The organism is Botrimarina sp. (assembly GCF_040219535.1).
Lineage (GTDB): Bacteria > Planctomycetota > Planctomycetia > Pirellulales > Lacipirellulaceae > Botrimarina.
Genome location: NZ_JAVJSH010000006.1, coordinates 213,357 through 233,406, shown reverse-complemented (window position 1 = coordinate 233,406; position 20,050 = coordinate 213,357). Strand labels below are relative to the sequence as shown.

The following is a 20,050-nucleotide window of genomic DNA, read 5'->3' as shown; positions in this document are numbered from 1 at the left end:
CTCGCAACAGAAGCCTCCTTTCGCCATGCCCGCTCGTCGCTTCGTTCTGCTTGTCGCCGCCGCTGTGTTGGTCGCGTCGCCCGGCGTGTGCCAGCCCCCGAGCGAGGCTCGCCTGACAATCGACGGCGAGGCCTACAACGTGCCGCTCGGCGAGGAGTTCGCGGTGCGGATCGCCGGCGAGCGGGTGACGTTGCGGATCGACCCGCAGAACGACCGGCTCTTCGACGAGGCGGGCGTCGCGTTCCGCTACCCGAGCACCTTCGAAGCCGGCCAAACCGACGGCGGACAGGACGTGCGGGTCTGGACCCTCCAGGGCCAGTCGGCCGCCATCATGCTGCAGCAGTACGGCGCCGACCTCGACCCCGACGGGCTCCGCGACGTGATGGTCGAGAACATCGCGGGGCAGGGCGCCGACAAGCCGACGCCCCAGAAGGTCAAACTGACCGGCGCCGAGCGGGCCTACATGGGCGCGCAGGTGAAGACCGAGTCGGGCGGCAAGGACGGCGCGCCGGCCACCGAGACCGTGCAGAACGTGTTCACGTTCGCCAACGAAAACGGCGTGTTCGCATTGATGATCCAGGACGTGCACGCTGCCGGCGAGGGCGACTCGGCCGAGTACAGCGAGGCTTTGCGTCTGCTCGGCGAGTCGCTCACGACCGGCCGACCGCCGGCGCCGCGAAGACCGGCCGCAAGAAACGACGAAAGCCGATAGGCGAGGCGTCGGTACCCGACGAGTCGCGGACGAGTTAGGCTTGAGACCGAGAGGGAACGGGCCTACGACCGCAGGCGGGCATCTTGATGAGCCGAACCGTTGCGAGATCGACAATTACGTGGGGGCTGATCGCGTCGGTGTCCCCCTTTGTAAGCGCCGAACCGGTCCAATCGCTTTACGGCACGGACCTTTTCAGCTTCGTCGAAGCCGACCGGCTATGGTCTCTAGACGTCGCCGCAGGCGGTAGCGCCGTACCGGTCCCGTTCTCACAGGTCGCGGACGCGTACGCAGGTCGAGTCCTCGACTTGGCTTCCGACCCGATCGGCGACCCGCGACACCTCTGGGCTGTTCTCGGAGGATCGGGCGCCGACCCGAGCCTGCTCAGAATCGACGCCGCCGAACGCCGACCGATCGAGTTGATCCCAATCGACGTTGCGATTTCATCACTGGCGATCAATCCCGTAACGGGGCTCATGTACGGCGCGAAGGCCTCGACACTCTATTCCATCGACCCGAATGCCGCCGAACTCACGGCGATCGGGACCACCCCGGTCTGGGTTGACGAGGCCCTCGGATTCGATCGCGCGGGCGTGCTCTACGGGACCGGCGCCTCGGCGCGGGGCCTGGTGCGGGTCGACCTGCACACCGCGGCCACGGAAATCGTAAATGGCGCCGAAACGCTCGAGGCCATCGATCTGGCTGCCGACCCGGCTACCGGCGACTGGTTCGCGTCAGACATTCACGGCGACTTGCGTAGGGTCGTGATCGCAGAGGATGGGACGGCCGTGGTCTCCGACTTGGGGCGGACGCGCTTCAACCGCGGCACGGGGCTGGCTTTCGCCGTCGTTCCGGAGCCTTCCGCGATCCTGCTGACGGTGCTCATTTTAGCCGCTGTGATGGGCGATCGGCGACCGGCCCGGGGTGCGGCGGCGGCCCGCTCCCAAGAAGCCAAGTGCGGCCAGCCATAGAGCGCCCGGCTCGGGCGCGGCGAAGAAGGCGTCTTCGCCGAGGGTCGCGCCGTAGGACCCGCGCCAGGTGACCAGGTCCGACTCGGTGACTCGGCCGTCGCCGTCGCCGTCGGCTACGCCGGTCTCTTGGCCGAGGTGGTCGCGCCAAACGGAGTAGTCGGCCGCGTCGACGCGGCCGTCGGCGTTGTAGTCGCCCAGGTAGCGGCCGTCGTAGTTGGCCATCAGCAGGGCCATGTCGGCTTCGCCGATCGCGCCGTCGGCGTCGAAGTCGCCGTCCTCGTAGTAGACGTCGGTGACTTCAGTCGCCATGCCAAGGTGCGCGTCGAGCACCGCGCGGTCGGCCAAGTCGACGCGGCCGTCGAAGTTGGCGTCGCCCGTGCGGGTGCTGCGCCGCAGCACCGCGCGCCAGGCCTCTTGCACCCCGTCTGGGTTTGTCCCGTTGCCGATGATCGTCGTGCCGTCGTCGGAGATAGCGGTCGCTTCGCCGAGGTCCCATCCTTCGAAGTCGAGGCCGTAGTCGCCGGCTAGCACGCGGGCGAGGGGGCGCATGCCGCGTTCGCGGTCCCAGATGAAGGGCACTTCTCTTAATGTTTCTTGAGCGTTTAACGCATTGCCTAGCGGCAGAAAGCTGATCGTTGAACTGCCGATCACTAATCGACCATCGCCATCTACATCGATTGCTCTCGAGGCCTTGTTGCTCCCGTGGCCAATGCGTAGTTGCCCAAGATCAATCCAGCCGCTTGCGCCGGTCCAGAGCACTGCCATTTCGCTCTGCGGGTCTGCGATGAGGTCCGGAGGAAACACAGCCGCGTCGCTTTGCCAGAGCACGCGATCGACACCGACAACGGTCGCGCCGTCCGCGGACACCGCGTTGGCGATCGTTTCTTGCTGCGGCAGCGGGAAGATCAGGGCCGCTGGGAAGAACCGTGGGAGGTTCCCGAGACCCTGCATGCCGCCCTCGCGGGTCCAGCGGAACGGTTGCGCTCGATCGGGGTGAACTACCGCGTCGGCGGTGATCGACACGCCCCGATAGGCCATGCCGACGACCACGCGACCGTCAGCCGACACGCCCTCGCCCTCGGTGTACGAGCCTTCGCCGTACGCTTCCAGCACGCCGAGGTCTCGGAGGCCAGACTCCTCGCTGTAGCGGAACGCGCGGCGGTTCCGCACGCCGGGCACGCCGGGCGGGTAGAACTCGTCGGTCCCGACGGTGACCCGGCCGTTGCGTGACACGGCCCGGGCTTCGCTCTGGCTCGACGGGCCGTTGAGCGTGCCCAGGCCCTGCATGCCCGCGCCGAGCGACCAGCGGAACGCCTCGTGCGAGACAAAGTCGCGCCCCGACGTGCTCACGCCGACCACGTGGTTGCCGTCGGCGCTGACGCCGGTCGCCGTGCTCCCACCGGGGATGCCCCCGGGCAGCAAGCCGATCCCGGTGCGGCCCGTCTCGGGCGTCCACACAAAGGCCTCGCTGGTGATGAACCCGGCCGCGTTGGGCGCCAGGTGGTTCGCGCCGACCACAACACGGCCGTCGGCCGACACGCCGTACGCGGCGGACACGTAGGCCTCGCCTGTGCCGAGGCCCTCGAACTTGCCGCGGGGCGGTGGGTGGATCCTGCCGAGCAGGTCGGGGCCGGAGACCAGCTCACGTAGGCCGCGGTCGCGCGGGTCGACCGAGTAGATGGAGCCGAAGATCTCGTTCACGCCGCCCAGACCCGCATAGGGATCGAGCGGGCCGAACTCCTCGGTCAGCGTCCACGGGGTGAGCGCGTCGCCGGTGGCGACATTCAGGTCGGGGGCCGACACGGTGAAGTGCAGCTGCCCGTCGACGACCGAGTGGCCGATCGCGTCGGGCGCGCCGGTGTCGATCCACGTGCCGGAGAGCGTGACCGCGCCGACGCCGCCCGTGCCGGGCGGGGTCAGCTCGAACGAGTCGAGCCACCAGGGGAGCTCCATCGCCGGCGCCCCCAAGGGCACGAGCGCCGTGAGGATCAATGCCAGAGCAGGTCGCGTCGCCATGTCGCAACTCCGTTGTGCGTGTGCCGATCGGCCCCCTGGGACGCTAAGGCCGGGTTTGGGCCGGGCTGTCACGGGTGGGCGCGTGAAAACGCCGGGAATAGGCGACCCGTTCTGTCGCATCCGCAGCTGATCGGACGCTCCCTTACGGTCGCGGCTCAGCGATCATCGACCCGCCCACGGGGCCGCGACCGTCTGGGAGCGTCCGAAGCGAGATTGCGAGCCAGCGATTGCCGAGATTCCGCACAGTCTCAGCCAGCTCAGAACAGCCGCGGCCCGGGGGCGCTGGGCTCGTCCGGCGGCGATTGGCCTAGGTGCTCGTAGGCCTTCGGGGTGAGCTTCCGGCCGCGCGGCGTGCGGACGACCAGTTCGCTTCGCAGCAGGAACGGCTCGACCTCGTCGGTCAGCGTGTCGACCGCCAGGTTCATCGTGTGGGCGATGGCCTCCACGCCGGCCGGGCCGCCGTGGAACACGCGGAGGATCGTTTCCATGTACTTGCGGTCTTGCGGGTCGAGGCCGCGTTGGTCGACGCCGAGCATCGCCAGCGCGTCGTCGGTCACGGAGATCGTGGCCTCGCCGTCGGCGCGGCTCTGCGCGTAGTCGCGCACCCACCGCAGCCGGTTGTTGGCGATCCGCGGCGTGCCGCGGCTGGCGGTGGCGATCCGCTGGGCCGCCTCTTCGACGATCGGCAGGCCGAGCTTCTTAGCGTTGATCGTGACGATCCGCGTGAGCTCGGCGATCGAGTAGAAGTCGAGGTGCTCGCGCACCGGGAAGCGGTCGCGCAGCGGCGCCGACAGCAAGCCGCTGCGGGTGGTCGCGCCGATGATCGTCATCGGCCGCAGCTTGAGGTTCACCGTGCGGGCGTTGACGCCCTCGCCGAGCGTGATGTCGACCCGGAAGTCTTCCATCGCGGGGTACATGAACTCTTCGACCGCCTTGGGCAGGCGGTGGATCTCGTCGATGAACAGGACCGAGCCCTCTTCGGCGTTGGTCAGGTAGGGCAGCAGGTCCTTCGGCGCGGCGAGCGCCGCGCCGCTGGCGATCTGCAGCGACACGTCGAGCTCGCGCGGGATGCACGTGGCGAAGGTCGTCTTGCCGAGGCCCGGCGGCCCGTCCAGTAGCACGTGCCCCAGCGGCTCGCGACGGCGCGCGGCTGCCTCGACGGCGATCTGCACACGCTCGCACACGTCGCGTTGGCCGACGATGTCGCGCAGCCGCCTGGGACGCAGCGCCAGGTCGTCGACGGGGGAGGGGTCTGCGGGCGTCAGGCTTCGGGCCTCGGGCTGGGCGCCGCCGACTTGGTGGTCTTCGACAGGGTGACCTACGACTTGGTGGCCTAAGTCGATGGATGGGGCCTCGCTGGACTCAGCGGTGAGGATCGTTTCGCGAGGCATCCGGTGCGCCCTCCTGGCGGCGGTCGTGGTGGCAGGCGTGCTGTACAGCCTACCAGGATCACCCGATCTCGGAATCGGCAATTGGGGAGGGCCGGCTCTAGGATTCGGGCTTCAGCGAGAGACCGCACTCTGGGCCCGCGGCCTGGCGCCCGCGGCGGGGCCGCGTCAGCGCGCCGCGGGGAGCGGCTTCCGCCCACCCTCGATTTCCGCCAGGAATTGGCCCAGCGCCGAGTAGAACTCTAGCGGCGCGGGCTCGTAGTGCTTGCCGCCGCGGCAAACGAAGAACCGCTTCTGCTGGCTGGGGCAAGCGGCGAACAGCTGGCGGGCGAACTTGGCGGGAACCACGCGGTCGCGGGTGCCGTGCATCTGCAACAGCGGGCCGTGGTAGCGGCGGATCCGCTCGACCGAGTCGTACCGCTCGCTCATAAAGTTGCGGACCGGCGCCCACGGGAAGCGGTACGCGGCGATGTCCGTCAGGCGGCTGAACGTGTTCTCGAGCACCAGCGCCTTGGCGCCCCGTTCGGCCGCGACCGCGACGCTCACGGCCCCCCCGAGAGAGCGGCCGATGAGCACGATGTCCTCGGGCAACACGCCGGTCCGCTCGGCGAGCCACTGCTGAGCGGCCAACCCATCGGCGATACACCCGGCCTCGGTAGGGCGGCCCTCGCTCTTGCCGTAGCCGCGGTAGTCGTAAACCAGCACCGACGCCTGAACCGATTCTTGCAGCCTGGCGATCACGCTGACGAGGTTCGGCACGTGCTCGCTCTGCCCGTGCGCATAGAGCACGACACGCTTTGCGCCACGTAGCGGGGCGAACCAGCCATTAAGCGACGCCGTTTCGAGTCCCGCGCCGCGCGACTGGAACCAGACGTCTTCTTTTTCGATCCAACGCGAGTCCCAATTGCCGCGGCTGACCGGCGGCGCAGGATAAACGAGCGAGCGTTCAAGGGTGCTAATCATGGCGGCGACGTTTCTCCGATCTCGCTCCTCCCGACAAGGTGAGCCCCTCGGGCATTGTGGGCCGGGCGTCCGAGCCTCAGAGTTGCCGGTACGCACTCACGGATAGCAGCGTTCTGGGGTATCGGCGGCAGATTGTGTGCCGCAGCTAGCTGCGCGACCTAAAATCCGAGAATATAGCGGCGATCCGGCATTCTGCGCACTTTGGCAAAGGTGAGTGAAGCAGGCCGACGACTGGACGCCAAGCAGTCAATTTGCCGTAGCGACCCCCTCGCTTGGAGGGACCGCGGCGTCGGATCCGGCCAAAAACGCTTTTAGTCGGCCGTAATACCAGGTGGGCTGAGGGTCAACATGGCCAAGGCCGGCCAGCTCCACAAACGATTTGCGGCCAACCGCTGCTTCGAAGAGACGGCGGCCCTGTTCGATCGGCACCACGTTGTCCTCTGTCCCGTGGCTCACGAGCACCGGTCCCTGATATCGTTTCAACCGCGCTAGCGAATCAAAACGATTGCGCATCACCCATCGCACAGGCAGCCACGGGTAGTGGTGCGCGGCGGCGTCGATAAGACGCGAGAAGGTGCTCTGCAACACCAGCGCCGCGGCGCCCTGCTCGGCGGCGATCGCCGTGGCGACCCCACCCCCCAGGGAGCGACCGACGAGCACCAGCTCGTCGGGTCGGCAACCCGCACGCGCCGCGAGCCACCCGGCGGCGGCCAAGCCATCGGCGACCACGCCCGACTCGTGCGGCAGGCCCTCGCTCTTGCCGTAGCCCCGGTAGTCGAAGGCCAGCACGACGGCGTTGAGCTCGTCGCGTAGCCGCCGCGCCAGCAGCGGCTGGTTCGACACGTCTTCGCCGTTCCCGTGGCAGTACAGGATCGCGAAGTCCGCGTTTTCGCGGTCGAACAGCCAGCCGTGCACACGCGACGCGTTCTTGCTGCGGCCGACCGGCTCGACGTCGATCCAGACGTCCTCGTAGTCGTCGCCCGTGGGAGACCAATTCCCCCAGGCCAGCTGCGGCGCGGGGTAGACCAGGCGCCGCTCGAGGAACGTCATGCCCAACAGAACCACCAGGTAAGCAATCAACACCGCCCGAACGACGCGCCACCCGCGGCGGCCGCGCGACGGCCTAGGCGGGCCGCTCATCGTCCCTGACCGCGCTGCCCGCCCCGGGGCGGGCGGCCGATCAAGGGCCGTCCCTGCAAGGCTTCGGGCGGCACGCCCTGGCTACCGTACCCGGTTTCGCTATCGGGGCCAGGCTGGCCATACTCGCCCTCGGGGTAGCCGCCGCCGAATTCCCCCTGATACTCGGGGGCCCCCTGATATCCGGGGGGCTGTTGGGCGGCCTGTCCCGGAGCTACCTGTCCTGGAGCGACCTGCCCCGGAAACCCCGGCCCAGCCGCGCCGGCCGGCCCCGCCATAGCGAGCGAGCCGAGGACGGACGCCCCTCCCCGCAGGTCGTCCATCAATTGCTGGACGTTTCGCCTGGCGATCCACTTGCGGTCCGCTTCGCTGAGCCGCTCGAGCGGATACTCGAACCGCTTGCTCTTCACCCACAACACGGCCGACTTCCCCTCGACGCCCTCGTAGGCGGCGGTGATGGCGCGGCCGCGGGCGTCGGTCCATTGCCGCTCGACGGCGTCGGCGGGCGGCTCGATCGGCTTGGCGGCGGCCCGCTCTGCTGCGAAGTTCTCGGGCGGCGTTTCGCCCAGGTGCTTGTAACGCTCCGCCAAGCGGCGCCAGTCGTCCTGCGTGAGTTTGGCGAACGGCAAGACGAGCGTCTCGCTCGAAGTGCGGAGCTTGACGCCGTCGGCCTCGACCGACCGGAATTCCGCGGTGATGGCCTCCGCGGCCACGCCCCACGCTCGCTCGCCGGTGAGCTCTTGGTAGCGAGCGATCCACTGGCGGTCGGCCTCGCTGAGCCGCTCTAGCGGCGCGGGGATCCGCTTGCCTCCGGAGCGGAGGAAGGCCGTGTCGCCGCGGACGTTGATCAGTTCGGCCTCGAGCGTCTGACCTTGGTCGTTGGTCCAGGTCCGCTCGGCGGCCGAAGCGACGCTTGCCGCTAGCATTGCGAGGGTGAGCAGGGCGACCGGGGGCGCCGCCTGCGAATGTACCAGCCGCATCGCCAACCTCACTCGGGACGAGAGCCGTCGGGCTTCCAGAACAGACCGGTGAGTTTACCAGCCGGTGAGGGTCGTTCCAAACAGCCAGCTAAAACCGGCATCGCCGCGTGGGCGGGCCGGCGTTACGCTGCGCGGATGCTCTCTCGCCGCCGACCGCCCCTGTTGCTGTTCGCGACCGCCGCGATGCTCGTCGGCTGCAGCCCGTACATGCGAACCCCGCGCTGGTGCGACCCCGGCAACACGGCCACCCAGCGGTACGAAGCGATCTACACCGACCCGTACCCGCTGCCCGATGTCGGACCGGAGATCGTCGGAGGGCGGCCGCGCGAGTACCAGGCGCCGGTGCCGCAAGTGGTGCGGGGCCGGTTGCTGAACCCGCCGCCGTCGGTCACGCCGCCGGCGCCGTCGGCCCCGCCGGTCGTCGGACCGCCGCGCTACTGAGACGCGTCGGCCGATAGGACTTCGGTGGCTGGGTTGATGGGCGGCAGGCAGGTAAGCTGGTTGGCGTAACACCCGATCGCTTCAACGAGCCCCCGCTCCTGGCGGCACCCCATGCCCAAACGCGCCGGCAACCGGCCGACCGGCCCCCGCGGCGCCGGCGTCGGCAAGAAACGCACGACACGCGCCGGCGGTCCGAAAGGCAAGAAGATCGGCCCGCCAAGCGGGAAGACGCAGGGCAAGCACAAGCCCACGGCCGGAAAGCAGAAGCCCAAGTTCAAGCGGTCCTCGCCCCCACCGAACGAAACGCAGGGCGACGCCCCCGACGGGGAGCGCCTCCAGAAGGTCCTCGCCGCGGCGGGCGTGGCGAGCCGGCGGGAGTGCGAAGCATTGATCGCCGAGGGGCGCGTGCAGGTCGATGGGCAGGTCGCCAGCGAGCTAGGCGTGCGCGTCGATCCGCTCCGCCAGACGATCCACGTCGACGGCGAGGAGCTGCGGCGGCCGAAACGGGTTTACTTCGCCGTCAACAAACCGACGGGCGTCGTCTGCACGGCGCGCGACCCGTCGGGACGCGAGCGGGTGACCGACCTGTTGCCGCCCGACGTGGGCCGCGTGTTTAACGTGGGCCGGCTCGACATGGCGAGCGAGGGGCTGATCCTCGTGACCAACGACGGCGAGCTCGCCAACCGGCTCACACACCCGCGGCACGGTGTCGAGAAGCGCTACTTGGTGCAGGTCGCCGGCTCCCCGACGCCCGAGGCCCTCGCCGAGGTCCGCCGCGGCGTGTACCTGGACGAGGGGCGCGTCGCGTTCTCCAACGTGCGGGTGAAGTCGAAACGCAAGGGCTCGACGATGCTCGAGGTCACGCTCGACGAAGGCCGCAACCGCGAGATCCGCCGCGTGCTCGCCAGGGTCGGCCACAAGGTGCAGAAGCTGCAGCGGGTCGCGGTCGGCCCGGTCAAACTCGGCGAGATGCCCCCCGGCGCCTACCGGCCCCTCACCCGCGACGAGGTCAACGCCCTCCGCGAAGCGAGCAGCGGCCAGCCGGCCAAGGCGAAGAAGCCCAAACGAGCCGCCGAAAAACGGCCGCCGAAGCGCGCCCCCGCCAAGAAGAAGCCGCCCGGGCGACGGGTCATCGGGGACGAGTGAAAGGGGCTGTCGGCTTCGCCAGGAAGGCCCGCGAACGACGCGGATAGAGTCGGGGCCAGCCATCGCGCCGTTTCACGGGCAAGCAAGATGATGGACGCGTTAGACCAAACGCCGCTGCACGCCAAGCATTATGCCGACGACGCTGAGTTCGTCTGCGCATCGATCCTGGAGAACGTCCGCCTGGCGCGGAGCACCTACCGGCTACGGTTCGGAGCGCCCGGCATCGCGCGGCGGGTCACGCCGGGGCAGTTCGTGATGGTCCGCCTAGCGGGGCTGGACGACCCGCTGCTGGGCCGAGCGTTGGCGCTCTACGATTGCGACCCGGCCGCCGGCTGGGTCGACGTGGTCTATCTGGCGCACGGCAAGTTCACGACCGCGCTCGCGACGCGGCAGCCGGGAGACCGCGTCGAGGTTTGGGGCCCGCTCGGCAATGGCTTCAAAGGGGATGGCGAGCGGTTGGATCGCTTGATCGCGGTCGCCGGCGGCATCGGCTACACGCCGTTCCTGGCCGTCGCCCGCGAGGCGCTCGGCGCGGCGAGCTACGGCGAGTCGCCTGCCCGATCTCCACTCTCCGCCGAGGAGGTCACCTTCTGCTACGGCGTTCGCACCGCTGACCTGCTCGCCGGCGAGGCCGACTTCGGCGCCGCGGGCGTCGACCTGCGCGTCGCCAGCGACGACGGCTCGGTCGGCCATCAAGGCCTCGTGACCGAAGTGCTCCGGCAAGCGCTGGAGGAAACCGCGAGCGGTTCCCGCCGCGTGCTGGTGTGCGGCCCCGAGCCAATGATGCAGGCCGCCGCGGAGATCTGCGCGGCCGCCGGCGTACGTTGCGACGCGTCGCTCGAGACTCCGATGGCCTGCGGCTTGGGCGTGTGCTTCAGCTGCGTGGCCCGGGTGAAGCAGCCAGACGGCGGCTGGGACTACAAGCGCACGTGCGTCGAAGGGCCGGTGTTCGACGCGTCGCAGATCGCGTGGTAGCGCGAGTCAGTCGGCCGCGGCGCTCCAGCGCAAGGGTATACTTGGCTGCACCCAGCCATCGAGGACGTGTATGACGCTCAATCTGCCACCCGACGCCCAGCGGTTCTTGAGCCAAGTCGTCGCCAGCGGGCGGTACAGCTCAGCCGAGGACGCTGTCTCGGCAGCGCTCCGCCTGCTCGGCGAACGGACCGAAGTCGTCACGCCCGCCGAAGGCCAAGACTCGCCGGAGCGGGAAGAAGCGATTCAAGCCCTCAACGAGTGGACGCGCCGGCGCACCTATGGCGGCCACGCAGCGATGGACGACAGCCGCGAAGCGATTTACGACGGCCGCGGCGAATGAAGGTGCTCATCGACACTAACCTGCTCACGAGGCTGATCAACCCATCTTCCGGCGACGTCGATTTGCTGACCGGAGACTGCCTTAGGCGGCTCGCCATCGGCGGCCACCAATTGTGCGTGTTCCCTCAAATCCTCTACGAATTTTGGGGCGTCGCGACACGCCCCGCATCGGTAAATGGATTCGGGCTACGCCCGGAGGCCGCGCGAAGAGGTCGATCGCACGCTGCGGCACTGCGTACTTCTGACGGACGTCGGCCGGCTTGCCGAGGAGTGGCTTGAGTTGGTGACGCAGAACTCCGTGAGCGGTAAAGCGGCTCACGATGCTCGTCTTGTCGCCGCCATGCAGACCCACGGCGTGCGGACCATCGTCACGTTCAATCCCCGCGATTTTGATCGCTACTCGCAGCTCGTCGTCGTCACGCCTGAGTCCGTCGTCGCCGGCAGTGCCGACCTCGGATCGGACGGGCAAGACTAGGCTCAACCGCGTGACGACGTGCTCAGCCTCAGCCCGCCTTGGCGGCCTTTAGCGCCTTCGAGAGCCGGCTCTTTGTGCGGGCCGCGGCGTTGGCGTGGATCAGGTTCTTCGCGGCCGCTTGGTCGAGCCGCTTCGCCGCCAGCCGGAACTCCTTCTCGCTGGTCTCGATGTCGCCGGCGCCGACCGCGGCTCGCACCTTCTTGATCTGCGTGCGGAGCGCCGACCGTTGGGCGCGGTTGCGGGCGCGGCGCTCCTGATTTTGCTTCAGGCTCTTTCTGGCGCTGGCTGAGTTAGGCATTTCGCGGCGGGAAACATCGAGAATTTGCGGGGACCGGCGGGGGAGGGCGACTCCCCACGGGCGGCCCTCCGAGGCCGCCGAGCTACGCATCTTTGCGGATGTGGGCCAGCTTGTCTAGCCGCTCGGACACATCCCGGTAGCCGAAATCGGCTGAGCCCAGGTCGGTCAGGTACCGCTCCGCCACGTCGAGCTTGCCCAGCCCCATCGCCAGCACTCCGGCCCGGTAGAACGCCAGCTTCCGCAAGTCGGACCAATCGGCTGCGCTGCAAGCGGCGATCGCCGCTTCGTAGCTGCGCATCGCCAACGGGTGCTGCTCGATGTGCTGGAAGCACTCACCCAGGTGGAGCTCCACCTCCGCCCGCCGTTTAGGCAGAGCCCGGGCCGCCTGCAGCGGGGCGACCGCGTCGCGGTGGCGGCCGACCCGTTTGAGCCGCAGGCCGTATTCGAGCGCGGCCCGCGTGTCGTCCGGCGACCGCTGCAGCCGAGCCGCCCACACGCCCACCTCCGCGTCGTTGGCCTCGCGGGTCCGCTCCGCCGCGGTGGCGCTGGCCGATTCGCTCGGCTGGGCTTCGGCCCGGCGCTGGGCGAGGATCGCGCGGTCGCGCAGGCGCGCCAGGTGCACGTCTTCGAGCCGCTCGAGCACCGCGACGTCGTGCCCGGAGACTTTGTAGGCCCGCTTCAACAGCAGCTCTGCGTCTTGGAGCCGGCCCACGGCCACGTACCGCTCGGCCAGCGCTAGGTGCGGCGCCGGGTCGTCGGGCGCCGCCTCGACGGCCGCGCGGAGCTGCTCGTCGCTCGCCGGCGGGGCAGGGGAGGGGGGCGCCGGTGGCTTCTGGCCGGGGGCCGCCGCGTCGGCAATCCTTTTGGTCGACGGCAACTCGACGTCGGCCGCCCCTTTGAGCAACTCAGGGTTGTATCCGCCGTGGTTGATCGTCTTCTCGACCGACAAACGAGCGATCGCCTTGGCCGGCTCTTCGTCGCTCGGACGGGCCTGCTGCACACGGGTCCAGCAGCCGATGGCCTGGTCGTATTGGCCGATCGCCTCGAGCGCAGCCGCCGCGCGGCGATTGATCTCGGGATCCTGCGGCGCTAGGTCGAGCGCCCATCGCAGGTAGTAGAGCTGACACTCGGTGTGACCCAACTCGCGGCAAGCGGCGGCCATGTCGGCCAGCACGGCGGTGTCTCGCGGCGACTTGCGCAGCGCGTCGCAACCGGCGGAGAAGGCCTCGGTCCAGTCGCCCTTGGCCGCGAGCTTGGCGACCGCCGATCGCCCTCCCGCGAACGACCGCAGACCACCGAGCCCCCCTCTAGCCGCGGCCGCTTCGGGGTGCATCTGCGCGAGGTTCGCGCGGAAGTGCTGCACGTAGACCAGCCCGCCGGGCGCCTCCGCGACGCACTGGGCCAACAGGTCGTGGGCGTACGCGTAGTCAGCCCGCTCCAGGCACTTCTTCGCCCGGTCGAACAGCTGCTGCACCCGCCCCGTCGCGGCGGGGCCGGCCTTGCCCGGCGGCGCGGGGGGTCCCGCGGCGGGTGGCGTCGTTTCGGTGGGACCAGAGGTCGCGCTCATCGCGTTCTCGCTCGCTTCCGTAGCGTCGCTTGGGGTGACGAGGGCCGCCGTGTCAGTCTACCTCGGCCACCCGGAGTGGACCAATTCGCCTCTTGATACCACCGGCCGCTCGGCCCGCCTCTTCGTGTTCGCCGCCGGTTCAGACAATAATTCAGGTCAGACCGATTCTTCCGGCCGCCTCCGCCCGCTTCCCGCTTCCCCCGTCCCTCCACCAACTCCATGCCCCCCACGGCGAAAGGGCGCGTCTTCCTCGTCGGCGCCGGCCCCGGCGATCCGGGGTTGCTGACGCTCGAGGGCGCGCGGCGGATGGGTCAAGCGGACGTCGTGCTGTACGACTACCTCGCCAACGACGCGCTGCTGCGGCACGCACCACCTCACGCGGAAAGGGTCTGCCTCGGCCGCCACGGGCGCGGCAAGGTTTGGTCGCAGCAACAGATCAACGAGCGGATGGTCGCCGAAGCATTGGCCGGCCGGATCGTCGTTCGGCTGAAGGGGGGCGACCCGAGCGTTTTTGGTCGGCTGGCGGAAGAGATCGCTGCTTGCCGCGACGCGGGCGTTCCCTTCGCCATCGTGCCGGGGGTAACTACGGCCACAGCGGCCGGTGCGTACGCGGGCCTCGCCATCACCGACCGGGACCACGCCTCGTGCGTGGCGCTCGTTACCGGGCATCAGCGGGCCGATGGCCAGGAGTCGGGCACGGCCGACTTCGACCGCCTGGCCGGTTTCCCGGGCACGCTGGTCGTCTACATGGGCGTGACCACCGCGCCCGACTGGAGCCGCCGCTTGATCGACGCGGGCAAGCCGGCCGACACGAGGGCGACGATCGTGCGTCGGTGCTCGCTGCCAGACCAGCAGACGATCCACACGACGTTGGGCGAGCTAGCCGAGGTCCTCGCGCCGGGGCGGATCCGTCCGCCGCTGGTGGTCGTCGTCGGCGAGGTGGCTGGGGCGAACGCGGCCGACTGGTTCACCGCGCGTCCGTTGTTCGGCCAGACCGTGGTCGTCACGCGGCCGGCGCAGCAGAACGACGCGATGGCCCAGCGGCTCGCGGACCTGGGCGCGCGGGTGCTGCTGCAGCCGGCGATCGAGATCGCCCAGCCCGGCGACCTGACGCCGCTTGATGCGGCGATCCGGGAGCTGCCGCGGTACGACTGGGTCGTGTTCAGCAGCCGAAACGGCGTCGACGCATTGCTAACGCGGATGAGCCAACTCGGGAGCGATGCGCGCGCGTTCGGCGCCGCTCGGGTAGCGGCGATCGGGCCGGCCACCGCCGAGGCGCTCGCCGAGTGGCGGCTCACTAGCGACCTCACTCCCGCCGAGTATCGCGCCGAAGCGCTCGCCGCCGAGCTCCGCCACGGTGCGAGAGGGAAGCGCGTGCTGCTCATCCGCGCCAGCCGGGGGCGGGAAGTCTTGGCCGAATCGCTAGCGGAGGCCGGCGCCGAGGTAAGCCAGGTCGTCGCGTACGAGAGCCGCGATGTCGCCACGGCGGACCCGGCCGTGCTTGAGGAGATCGCGGCGGGGCGGGTCGACTGGATCACCGCGACCAGCTCGGCGATAGCGCACAGCAGCGTGCGGCTCTTCGGCGATTCGATCGCCGCCGCGCCGGCCAAGCCGCGTTGGGCGGCGATCAGCCCGCTCACGGCCGGAGCCCTCGCCGCGGAGGGAAACCAGGCGGAGGCCGTCGCCACGGAGTACACGGCCGACGGCGTCGTCGACGCTCTGCTGGCGGCGGAGTCGGGCACGGGGGACCGCTGAGGAGGGATCGGGCGGCGGGAAGCGGGCGGCGGGAAGAGGGGCGCGAGACTAAAGCCGCCCCCAGGAGCTCTCATCTCCTATTCGGCAAGGTTGCCGGGCCGCGACGCTTGGCGCTGCTGCGGGAAGGTTGTGGCCGGGGTGCGAGTTCTTCAATACGCGCCGGACACCCGGCCGATCGGTGGGGAAGCGGGGATTTGCGCGCGGTCCCGGTAACACCCGGCCCGCCGCCCCGCTTCGACAGTTAGACCCACCCCACGAGGCGCAAGGAGGACCTCTGGGCGGCCGATCCCGTTTGCCCAAACGAAGGAGCCGTCGCGATGCCTCCGACCCCACCCGCGCGCCTCGGCCAGGCGGGCCTCGCCGAGCGCCTGTTGAGCCGCCGCAACGACCCCTACCGGCAGGTCCGCGAGCGGCTTTTGCGATACCTGCTAGACACGCAGCGCCGCCGCGAGTCGCAGCGTCACCTGAGCATGGCGCCTCAGCCATCACGGATCGAACCCTTCGGAGTCGAGGCGTGAACGCTCGCACCACGTCGGCCCTGCTCGCTTGGCTCGCGTTAGGGGGCGCCGCTGCGCTGGGGGCGTCGCCGCACCCGGCCGTGTGCCGGATCGCCGTCGCGGAGCACGGCGGCCAGGCGTTCGGCAGCGGCACCCTGGTCGATGCCCGCGACCAGTTCGGCCTGGTGGTCACCAACTGGCACGTGGTGCGCGACGCGACGGGCCCCATCGAGGTCCGTTTCCCCAGCGGCTTCACCAGCCAAGCGCGCCCGCTCAAGCTCGACGAAACCTGGGACCTCGCAGCGCTGGTCGTCTGGCGACCGCCGGCCGAGCCGGCGCCGCTCGCCCAGCAGCCGCCTCAGCCGGGCGACACGCTGACGATCTGTGGCTACGGCCAAGGCGACTACCGCTCGGTCACCGGCCGCTGCACCGATTACTACGCCCCGGAAATTGGTCAGCCCCAAGAGCTGGTGGAGCTGAACGTCGAGGCCCGGCAAGGGGACTCCGGCGGGCCCATTTTCAACGAACGCGGCGAGCTGGCGGGCGTGCTCTTTGGCGCGGCCCGCGGCACGACGCTCGGCTCGTTCGGCGGCCGCGTGCAACGCTTCCTGGCCAGCCTCGCGCCGGACATCGGCCCCGGTCGGCCTACGCTCGTGGCGGAGTCGACACGCACCCCCGCGGCGGTGGTGGATCCGTTCTTGGTCGCGGAGCGCGACACCGGCACGCCCCGAGGGCTGACGCCCCCGGCTCTGGATGACCGGGCGCCCCAGCTCGAAGCCCGCCGGGGGACCGAGTGGCCGGGGCCGGCCCTCTCGGACCGTAGCGGCGCGCCGAAGCTCGCCGTGGCCCGGTCGAACGCTTCGCCGGCGGCGGCGCCCGCCGAGCCGATCGCGCGGCGCCACGCCAGCGGCTGGCGGCCCGCAACCGCCACTGCGGCCGAGCCGTTCGCCCCCGAAGTGTCGGAGGTGATTTCTGCCGACCAGGACGCAATCAACGCCGTCGATTGGCGGAGCGACGCGCAGGGGCTCCTCGCCGTGATCGGTCTGGCCGCCCTGGCCGCCCACGCGTTGCGGGCGGTAGCCTAAGCGCGACGCCGCCTGGCAAGCCGCCCGACCGACCCAGCCACACCCAAGCATGGCAGACGCTGCGCCCGACGAACTCTACGTGCGTCGCTGGGCGCCGCCGGGGCCCGCGGGAGGGCTCGTTGTGCTGGTCCACGGCCTGGCGGAGCACTCGGGTCGTTACGAATGGGTCGCGGAGCGGCTTACCGACGCCGGGTACGCCGTGTTCGGCTACGACGCGCGCGGCCACGGCCGCTCCCCCGGCCCCCGCGGCCACGCCGACCGGTACGCGACGCTGCTGGACGACCTGGATCGGATGATCGACCGGGCTGCCGACGAAACGCGTGTCGAGCGGCGGTTTCTGTACGGCCATAGCCTTGGCGGCGCCTTGGTGCTGAATCACGCCCTGCGCGGGCGGAGGCCGCTGGCGGGGGTCGTCGCGTCGAGCCCTTTCCTACAGACGACCGAGCCGCCGCCGGCTTGGAAGGTCCCCGTGGCGAAGGCGCTGTCGCGGCTCTGGCCGACCGCGCCGCTCGACCCGGGCATCGCGCCGGGCCTGCGTTCGCACGACCCTCAGGTCGACATCGACTACGACGCCGACCCGCTCACCCATTACCAGATCACCGCACGCCTGGCCGTCGAAGCAATCCGCGCCGGTCGCTGGGCGGTCGAGCACGCGAGCGAGCTGGCCACGCCGACGCTGCTCCTGCACGGCGACGCCGACGCGATCACGAGCCATTCGGCCAGCGCCCGCTTCGCTCGCGCCGCCGGTCCGATCTGTGACTTCCGCTCGTGGCCAGGCAAGCTGCACGAGCTGCACTTCGAAGACAACCGCGACGAGGTGCTCGACGCAGTGCTCGCGTGGCTCGCGGCGCGGTAGGATAGCGGCAAGCGACCATGCGATTCCCGGGGGAGATGCGAAGATGACCGCCGCTGAGCAATTGCCGCTGCTGACCGTTGACGAATACCTTCCGATGGAGCTCGCCGCCGAGACTCGGCACGAATATATCGGCGGTTACGTTCACGCGATGGCTGGCGCGAATAACCTGCACAATCGTGTAGCCGGAAACGTGCTGATCACGTTGGGAAGTCAGCTTACCGGCAAACCCTGCGAGGCCTTCAACTCCGACACCAAGGTGCGGATACGGACCATCGGCGCCACGCGGTTTTACTACCCCGACGCGATGGTCGTGTGCGAGCCGAATAGCGACGACGCCGTTTTCCAAGACCGGCCCGTGGTGATCGTCGAGGTCCTCTCCGAAACCACTCGCCGGACCGACGAGACCGAGAAACGCGACGCCTACCTGACGATCCCGTCGCTGGCGGCCTACTTGCTTGTCGAGACCGAGCGGCCCGCCGTCGCGGTCTACCGCCGGCGCAGCGAAGGCGCCGGGGTCGACTCGTTCGAGGCGCAGCTCTACCAGGGCGCCGGCGCGGTCGTGCCGCTGCCGGAGATCGAGGCCGAGCTGGCTCTCGAAGCGGTCTACCGGCGGGTCACCTTCTCGGAGAAGCCGGCCGACCCATCCGCCGGTTAACGCGGTAGCGGTGGCCTTAGCCAGCCAGCTTCGCTCGCAGGTCGGGGATGATCTCTTTGGGCACGAAGCGGGCGAGCTCCTCGTCGCTCGCGAGCGGCGTGATTTGTTTGATGAGCGAGCTGCTCACGTGGCTGAACTCGTCGCCGGCCATGAAGAAGACCGTCTCGATCTCCGGATCGAGCTTGCGGTTCGCGAGGATCATCGTGAACTCGGCCTCCATGTCGGTCACGCTCCGCACGCCCCGGACGATGAGCCGTGCGCCGCAGTCGCGTACAAAGCGGACCGCGAGCCCCTCGAAAGTCCGCACCGAAACGTGCTGCATGCCGGCCGCCCGCACGGCCCGCTCGACGAGCTCGGCGCGCTCATCGACCGAAAAGAGCGGCGTCTTGTGGGCGTTCACTCCCAGGCCGACGATCAGCTCGTCGGCCACCAGCTTTGCCCGCTGCATCACGTTCAGGTGACCCAGCGTTATCGGGTCAAACGACCCGGTGTAAACCGCGCGGCGAGACATGCGAGTGCGGATTGGGGATTGCGGAATCAGGCGACAGGGAACCCGGCCCAAGAGCGTGAGCCCTCGGAGCGCGTCACGCACAGCTTACTCACCCGCGCGTGCGGTCGAGAGCGTCGATTAGCCGATCGACATCCTCATACGAGGTATAAGCGTGGGGCGCCATCCGCAGCCGGCCGCCGCGCACGCTGGTCACCACGCCCGCGTCCAACAGGCGTCGCCGCACGGTGACCGGCTCAGCGACTTCGGCCGCGACGATGCCCGAGCGGGGGTCGTGCCCGTCGGGCTCCGCCTCGCGCCGCGAGGCCACACGCAGGCCGACCCCCTCCAGCCGGTGGCACAGATAATCGGTGATGTCGAGCAGCGCGGCGGCGACGTCGGCGGTCGGTTGCGCGGTGAGCAGCCGCAGGCTCTCCCCGAGCGCGAGCATCCCGGCCGCATTGGCGGAGCCCCCTTCGTAGCGGGCGGCGGTCGGCTTCAGCCGGAGCTCGGACTTCCCGAAGTCCGCGGCGTTCTCGACGCTGTTCCACCCGATGCCGATCGGGCGCAGGCGCTCCAGGTGCTCGCGGCGGATGTAGGCGACGCCGGCGCCTTCCGGGCCCAGCATCCACTTGTGGCCGTCGGCCGCGAGGAAGTCGATCGGCGTTTCGCGGACGCTCAGCGGGAACACGCCCAGGCCCTGGATCGCGTCGACGAAGAACAACGCGCCGGCCTCGCGGATGATCTGGGCGAGCCTGTCGAGGTCTTGCCGGTAGCCGTTCGCGTAGCCGACCCAGCTGAGCGACACCACGCGGGTTCGCCGGTCGCACGCTTGCCGCAGCGCGTCGTAGTCGATCCGCCCGAAGTCGGTCGGCACGCGCCGGACCTCGACGCCGCGGCTCGCCTGGTGCATCCAGGGGAAGAGGTTCGACGGGAACTCGTCGGCCAGCAAGACCACGTTGTCCCCCTCGCGCCAGTCGAGGCCCTCGGCCACCAGCGTGATGCCGGCCGTTGTGCTGGGCACGAGCGCGATCTCGTCGGGCGAGGCGTCGATCAGACCGGCGGCGGCCTCACGCGTGCGGCCGACCTCGCGATCCCAATCCGGCCACCGCGTGTCGCCCTCGGCGGCCGCCTCGGCCGCCCAGTCGGCCAGACGCTTCGCGGCGGGGCCGCTCAGGGGGGCGACCGCGGAGTGGTCGAAGTACGCCCACTTCGGAGCGATCGGCATCGCTTCGCGTAGCCGCTGTCGGGTTCGGGCGACCTGCGGGTCGGGTGACGCGGGCGGCATGGGTCGTGACGGCTTGGCGACA

General features: G+C 69.9%; 21 protein-coding genes. 12 read left to right on the top strand and 9 right to left on the bottom strand.

Features of this window, described 5'->3' with window-relative positions; all coding sequences use genetic code 11:
* Positions 1-25: 25 nt before the first annotated feature.
* Entirely contained in the window at positions 26-712 is a 687-nt protein-coding gene (locus RIC11_RS02820; RefSeq protein WP_350208316.1) for a hypothetical protein, read from the top strand.
* Positions 713-1,017: 305 nt separating this feature from the next.
* Entirely contained in the window at positions 1,018-1,680 is a 663-nt protein-coding gene (locus tag RIC11_RS02815) for a protein kinase family protein (protein WP_350208315.1), read from the top strand.
* On the opposite strand, the gene RIC11_RS02810 is transcribed toward RIC11_RS02815, so the two are convergent.
* The 5 genes from RIC11_RS02810 to RIC11_RS02790 all read right to left on the bottom strand — a co-directional run bounded on the left by RIC11_RS02810 (position 1,597) and on the right by RIC11_RS02790 (position 8,164).
* Positions 1,597-3,696: a dockerin type I domain-containing protein gene (locus RIC11_RS02810; RefSeq protein ID WP_350208314.1), complete on the bottom strand. Its 2,100-nt coding sequence runs from the start codon at positions 3,694-3,696 to the stop codon at positions 1,597-1,599. The genes RIC11_RS02815 and RIC11_RS02810 overlap by 84 nt on opposite strands.
* Positions 3,697-3,953: 257 nt before the next feature.
* Positions 3,954-5,087 carry a Holliday junction branch migration DNA helicase RuvB gene (ruvB, locus tag RIC11_RS02805; RefSeq protein WP_350208313.1) on the bottom strand — a complete coding sequence of 378 codons (1,134 nt, stop codon included), beginning with the start codon at positions 5,085-5,087 and terminating at the stop codon, positions 3,954-3,956.
* Between the two features lie 165 nt (positions 5,088-5,252).
* Positions 5,253-6,047: an alpha/beta hydrolase gene (locus RIC11_RS02800; protein ID WP_350208312.1), complete on the bottom strand. Its 795-nt coding sequence runs from the start codon at positions 6,045-6,047 to the stop codon at positions 5,253-5,255.
* A gap of 246 nt (positions 6,048-6,293) precedes the next feature.
* Positions 6,294-7,187, bottom strand: a complete 894-nt coding sequence (locus tag RIC11_RS02795) for an alpha/beta hydrolase (RefSeq protein WP_350208311.1) — start codon at positions 7,185-7,187, stop codon at positions 6,294-6,296.
* Positions 7,184-8,164 carry a hypothetical protein gene (locus tag RIC11_RS02790; protein ID WP_350208310.1) on the bottom strand — a complete coding sequence of 327 codons (981 nt, stop codon included), beginning with the start codon at positions 8,162-8,164 and terminating at the stop codon, positions 7,184-7,186. The genes RIC11_RS02795 and RIC11_RS02790 overlap by 4 nt, the downstream gene beginning before the upstream one ends.
* Before the next feature lie 135 nt (positions 8,165-8,299).
* On the opposite strand from RIC11_RS02790, the gene RIC11_RS02785 reads away from it, so the two are divergent.
* The 5 genes from RIC11_RS02785 (at position 8,300) to RIC11_RS02765 (ending at position 11,540) form a co-directional block, all read left to right on the top strand.
* The gene (locus tag RIC11_RS02785) at positions 8,300-8,605 is read left to right on the top strand and encodes a hypothetical protein (RefSeq protein WP_350208309.1); all 306 of its coding nucleotides are present in this window, start codon (positions 8,300-8,302) and stop codon (positions 8,603-8,605) included.
* A gap of 111 nt (positions 8,606-8,716) precedes the next feature.
* The gene (locus RIC11_RS02780; protein WP_350208308.1) at positions 8,717-9,751 is read left to right on the top strand and encodes a pseudouridine synthase; all 1,035 of its coding nucleotides are present in this window, start codon (positions 8,717-8,719) and stop codon (positions 9,749-9,751) included.
* 90 nt (positions 9,752-9,841) lie between these two features.
* On the top strand, positions 9,842-10,726 hold the full coding sequence (locus tag RIC11_RS02775; RefSeq protein ID WP_350208307.1) for a dihydroorotate dehydrogenase electron transfer subunit: 885 nt from the start codon (positions 9,842-9,844) through the stop codon (positions 10,724-10,726).
* A gap of 70 nt (positions 10,727-10,796) precedes the next feature.
* Positions 10,797-11,066, top strand: a complete 270-nt coding sequence (locus RIC11_RS02770; RefSeq protein WP_350208306.1) for a ribbon-helix-helix domain-containing protein — start codon at positions 10,797-10,799, stop codon at positions 11,064-11,066.
* Between the two features lie 174 nt (positions 11,067-11,240).
* Positions 11,241-11,540, top strand: a complete 300-nt coding sequence (locus tag RIC11_RS02765) for a type II toxin-antitoxin system VapC family toxin (protein WP_350208305.1) — start codon at positions 11,241-11,243, stop codon at positions 11,538-11,540.
* A gap of 28 nt (positions 11,541-11,568) precedes the next feature.
* On the opposite strand, the gene rpsT is transcribed toward RIC11_RS02765, so the two are convergent.
* Together rpsT and RIC11_RS02755 are read right to left on the bottom strand one after the other, a co-directional pair.
* Positions 11,569-11,838 (bottom strand): 30S ribosomal protein S20, encoded by a 270-nt coding sequence (gene rpsT / locus RIC11_RS02760; RefSeq protein ID WP_350208304.1) that lies wholly within the window; start codon positions 11,836-11,838, stop codon positions 11,569-11,571.
* An 82-nt stretch (positions 11,839-11,920) separates the two neighbouring features.
* Entirely contained in the window at positions 11,921-13,405 is a 1,485-nt protein-coding gene (locus RIC11_RS02755; RefSeq protein WP_350208303.1) for a tetratricopeptide repeat protein, read from the bottom strand.
* 219 nt (positions 13,406-13,624) lie between these two features.
* Between RIC11_RS02755 and cobA the strand changes: the two genes are divergently transcribed.
* From cobA to RIC11_RS02730, 5 genes are all read left to right on the top strand, one after another.
* On the top strand, positions 13,625-15,160 hold the full coding sequence (cobA, locus tag RIC11_RS02750) for a uroporphyrinogen-III C-methyltransferase (protein WP_350208302.1): 1,536 nt from the start codon (positions 13,625-13,627) through the stop codon (positions 15,158-15,160).
* Positions 15,161-15,477: 317 nt separating this feature from the next.
* Complete coding sequence (locus RIC11_RS02745; protein WP_350208301.1) at positions 15,478-15,678, top strand: hypothetical protein; 201 nt, start codon at positions 15,478-15,480, stop codon at positions 15,676-15,678.
* Complete coding sequence (locus RIC11_RS02740; protein ID WP_350208300.1) at positions 15,675-16,742, top strand: S1 family peptidase; 1,068 nt, start codon at positions 15,675-15,677, stop codon at positions 16,740-16,742. Before RIC11_RS02745 ends, RIC11_RS02740 begins: the two co-directional genes overlap by 4 nt.
* A gap of 49 nt (positions 16,743-16,791) precedes the next feature.
* On the top strand, positions 16,792-17,598 hold the full coding sequence (locus RIC11_RS02735) for an alpha/beta hydrolase (protein WP_350208299.1): 807 nt from the start codon (positions 16,792-16,794) through the stop codon (positions 17,596-17,598).
* 43 nt (positions 17,599-17,641) lie between these two features.
* On the top strand, positions 17,642-18,253 hold the full coding sequence (locus RIC11_RS02730) for a Uma2 family endonuclease (protein WP_350208298.1): 612 nt from the start codon (positions 17,642-17,644) through the stop codon (positions 18,251-18,253).
* A gap of 16 nt (positions 18,254-18,269) precedes the next feature.
* Here RIC11_RS02730 and coaD read toward each other — a convergent pair whose 3' ends face one another.
* Together coaD and RIC11_RS02720 are read right to left on the bottom strand one after the other, a co-directional pair.
* Positions 18,270-18,764, bottom strand: a complete 495-nt coding sequence (coaD, locus tag RIC11_RS02725; RefSeq protein ID WP_350208297.1) for a pantetheine-phosphate adenylyltransferase — start codon at positions 18,762-18,764, stop codon at positions 18,270-18,272.
* An 88-nt stretch (positions 18,765-18,852) separates the two neighbouring features.
* Positions 18,853-20,028: an aminotransferase class V-fold PLP-dependent enzyme gene (locus RIC11_RS02720; protein ID WP_350208296.1), complete on the bottom strand. Its 1,176-nt coding sequence runs from the start codon at positions 20,026-20,028 to the stop codon at positions 18,853-18,855.
* Positions 20,029-20,050 lie beyond the last annotated feature (22 nt).

What these genes read in the sequence shown, in the direction of transcription:
- cobA (WP_350208302.1), top strand. Translation starts at nt 13,625, where the DNA reads ATGCCCCCCACGGCGAAAGGGCGCGTCTTCCTCGTCGGCGCCGGCCCC.
- RIC11_RS02745 (WP_350208301.1), top strand. Translation starts at nt 15,478, where the DNA reads ATGCCTCCGACCCCACCCGCGCGCCTCGGCCAGGCGGGCCTCGCCGAG.
- RIC11_RS02795 (WP_350208311.1), bottom strand. Translation starts at nt 7,187, where the DNA reads ATGAGCGGCCCGCCTAGGCCGTCGCGCGGCCGCCGCGGGTGGCGCGTC.
- RIC11_RS02775 (WP_350208307.1), top strand. Translation starts at nt 9,842, where the DNA reads ATGGACGCGTTAGACCAAACGCCGCTGCACGCCAAGCATTATGCCGAC.
- RIC11_RS02790 (WP_350208310.1), bottom strand. Translation starts at nt 8,164, where the DNA reads ATGCGGCTGGTACATTCGCAGGCGGCGCCCCCGGTCGCCCTGCTCACC.
- RIC11_RS02720 (WP_350208296.1), bottom strand. Translation starts at nt 20,028, where the DNA reads ATGCCGCCCGCGTCACCCGACCCGCAGGTCGCCCGAACCCGACAGCGG.
- RIC11_RS02730 (WP_350208298.1), top strand. Translation starts at nt 17,642, where the DNA reads ATGACCGCCGCTGAGCAATTGCCGCTGCTGACCGTTGACGAATACCTT.
- rpsT (WP_350208304.1), bottom strand. Translation starts at nt 11,838, where the DNA reads ATGCCTAACTCAGCCAGCGCCAGAAAGAGCCTGAAGCAAAATCAGGAG.
- RIC11_RS02755 (WP_350208303.1), bottom strand. Translation starts at nt 13,405, where the DNA reads ATGAGCGCGACCTCTGGTCCCACCGAAACGACGCCACCCGCCGCGGGA.
- coaD (WP_350208297.1), bottom strand. Translation starts at nt 18,764, where the DNA reads ATGTCTCGCCGCGCGGTTTACACCGGGTCGTTTGACCCGATAACGCTG.
- RIC11_RS02820 (WP_350208316.1), top strand. Translation starts at nt 26, where the DNA reads ATGCCCGCTCGTCGCTTCGTTCTGCTTGTCGCCGCCGCTGTGTTGGTC.
- RIC11_RS02735 (WP_350208299.1), top strand. Translation starts at nt 16,792, where the DNA reads ATGGCAGACGCTGCGCCCGACGAACTCTACGTGCGTCGCTGGGCGCCG.
- ruvB (WP_350208313.1), bottom strand. Translation starts at nt 5,087, where the DNA reads ATGCCTCGCGAAACGATCCTCACCGCTGAGTCCAGCGAGGCCCCATCC.
- RIC11_RS02780 (WP_350208308.1), top strand. Translation starts at nt 8,717, where the DNA reads ATGCCCAAACGCGCCGGCAACCGGCCGACCGGCCCCCGCGGCGCCGGC.
- RIC11_RS02785 (WP_350208309.1), top strand. Translation starts at nt 8,300, where the DNA reads ATGCTCTCTCGCCGCCGACCGCCCCTGTTGCTGTTCGCGACCGCCGCG.
- RIC11_RS02800 (WP_350208312.1), bottom strand. Translation starts at nt 6,047, where the DNA reads ATGATTAGCACCCTTGAACGCTCGCTCGTTTATCCTGCGCCGCCGGTC.
- RIC11_RS02810 (WP_350208314.1), bottom strand. Translation starts at nt 3,696, where the DNA reads ATGGCGACGCGACCTGCTCTGGCATTGATCCTCACGGCGCTCGTGCCC.
- RIC11_RS02765 (WP_350208305.1), top strand. Translation starts at nt 11,241, where the DNA reads ATGGATTCGGGCTACGCCCGGAGGCCGCGCGAAGAGGTCGATCGCACG.
- RIC11_RS02770 (WP_350208306.1), top strand. Translation starts at nt 10,797, where the DNA reads ATGACGCTCAATCTGCCACCCGACGCCCAGCGGTTCTTGAGCCAAGTC.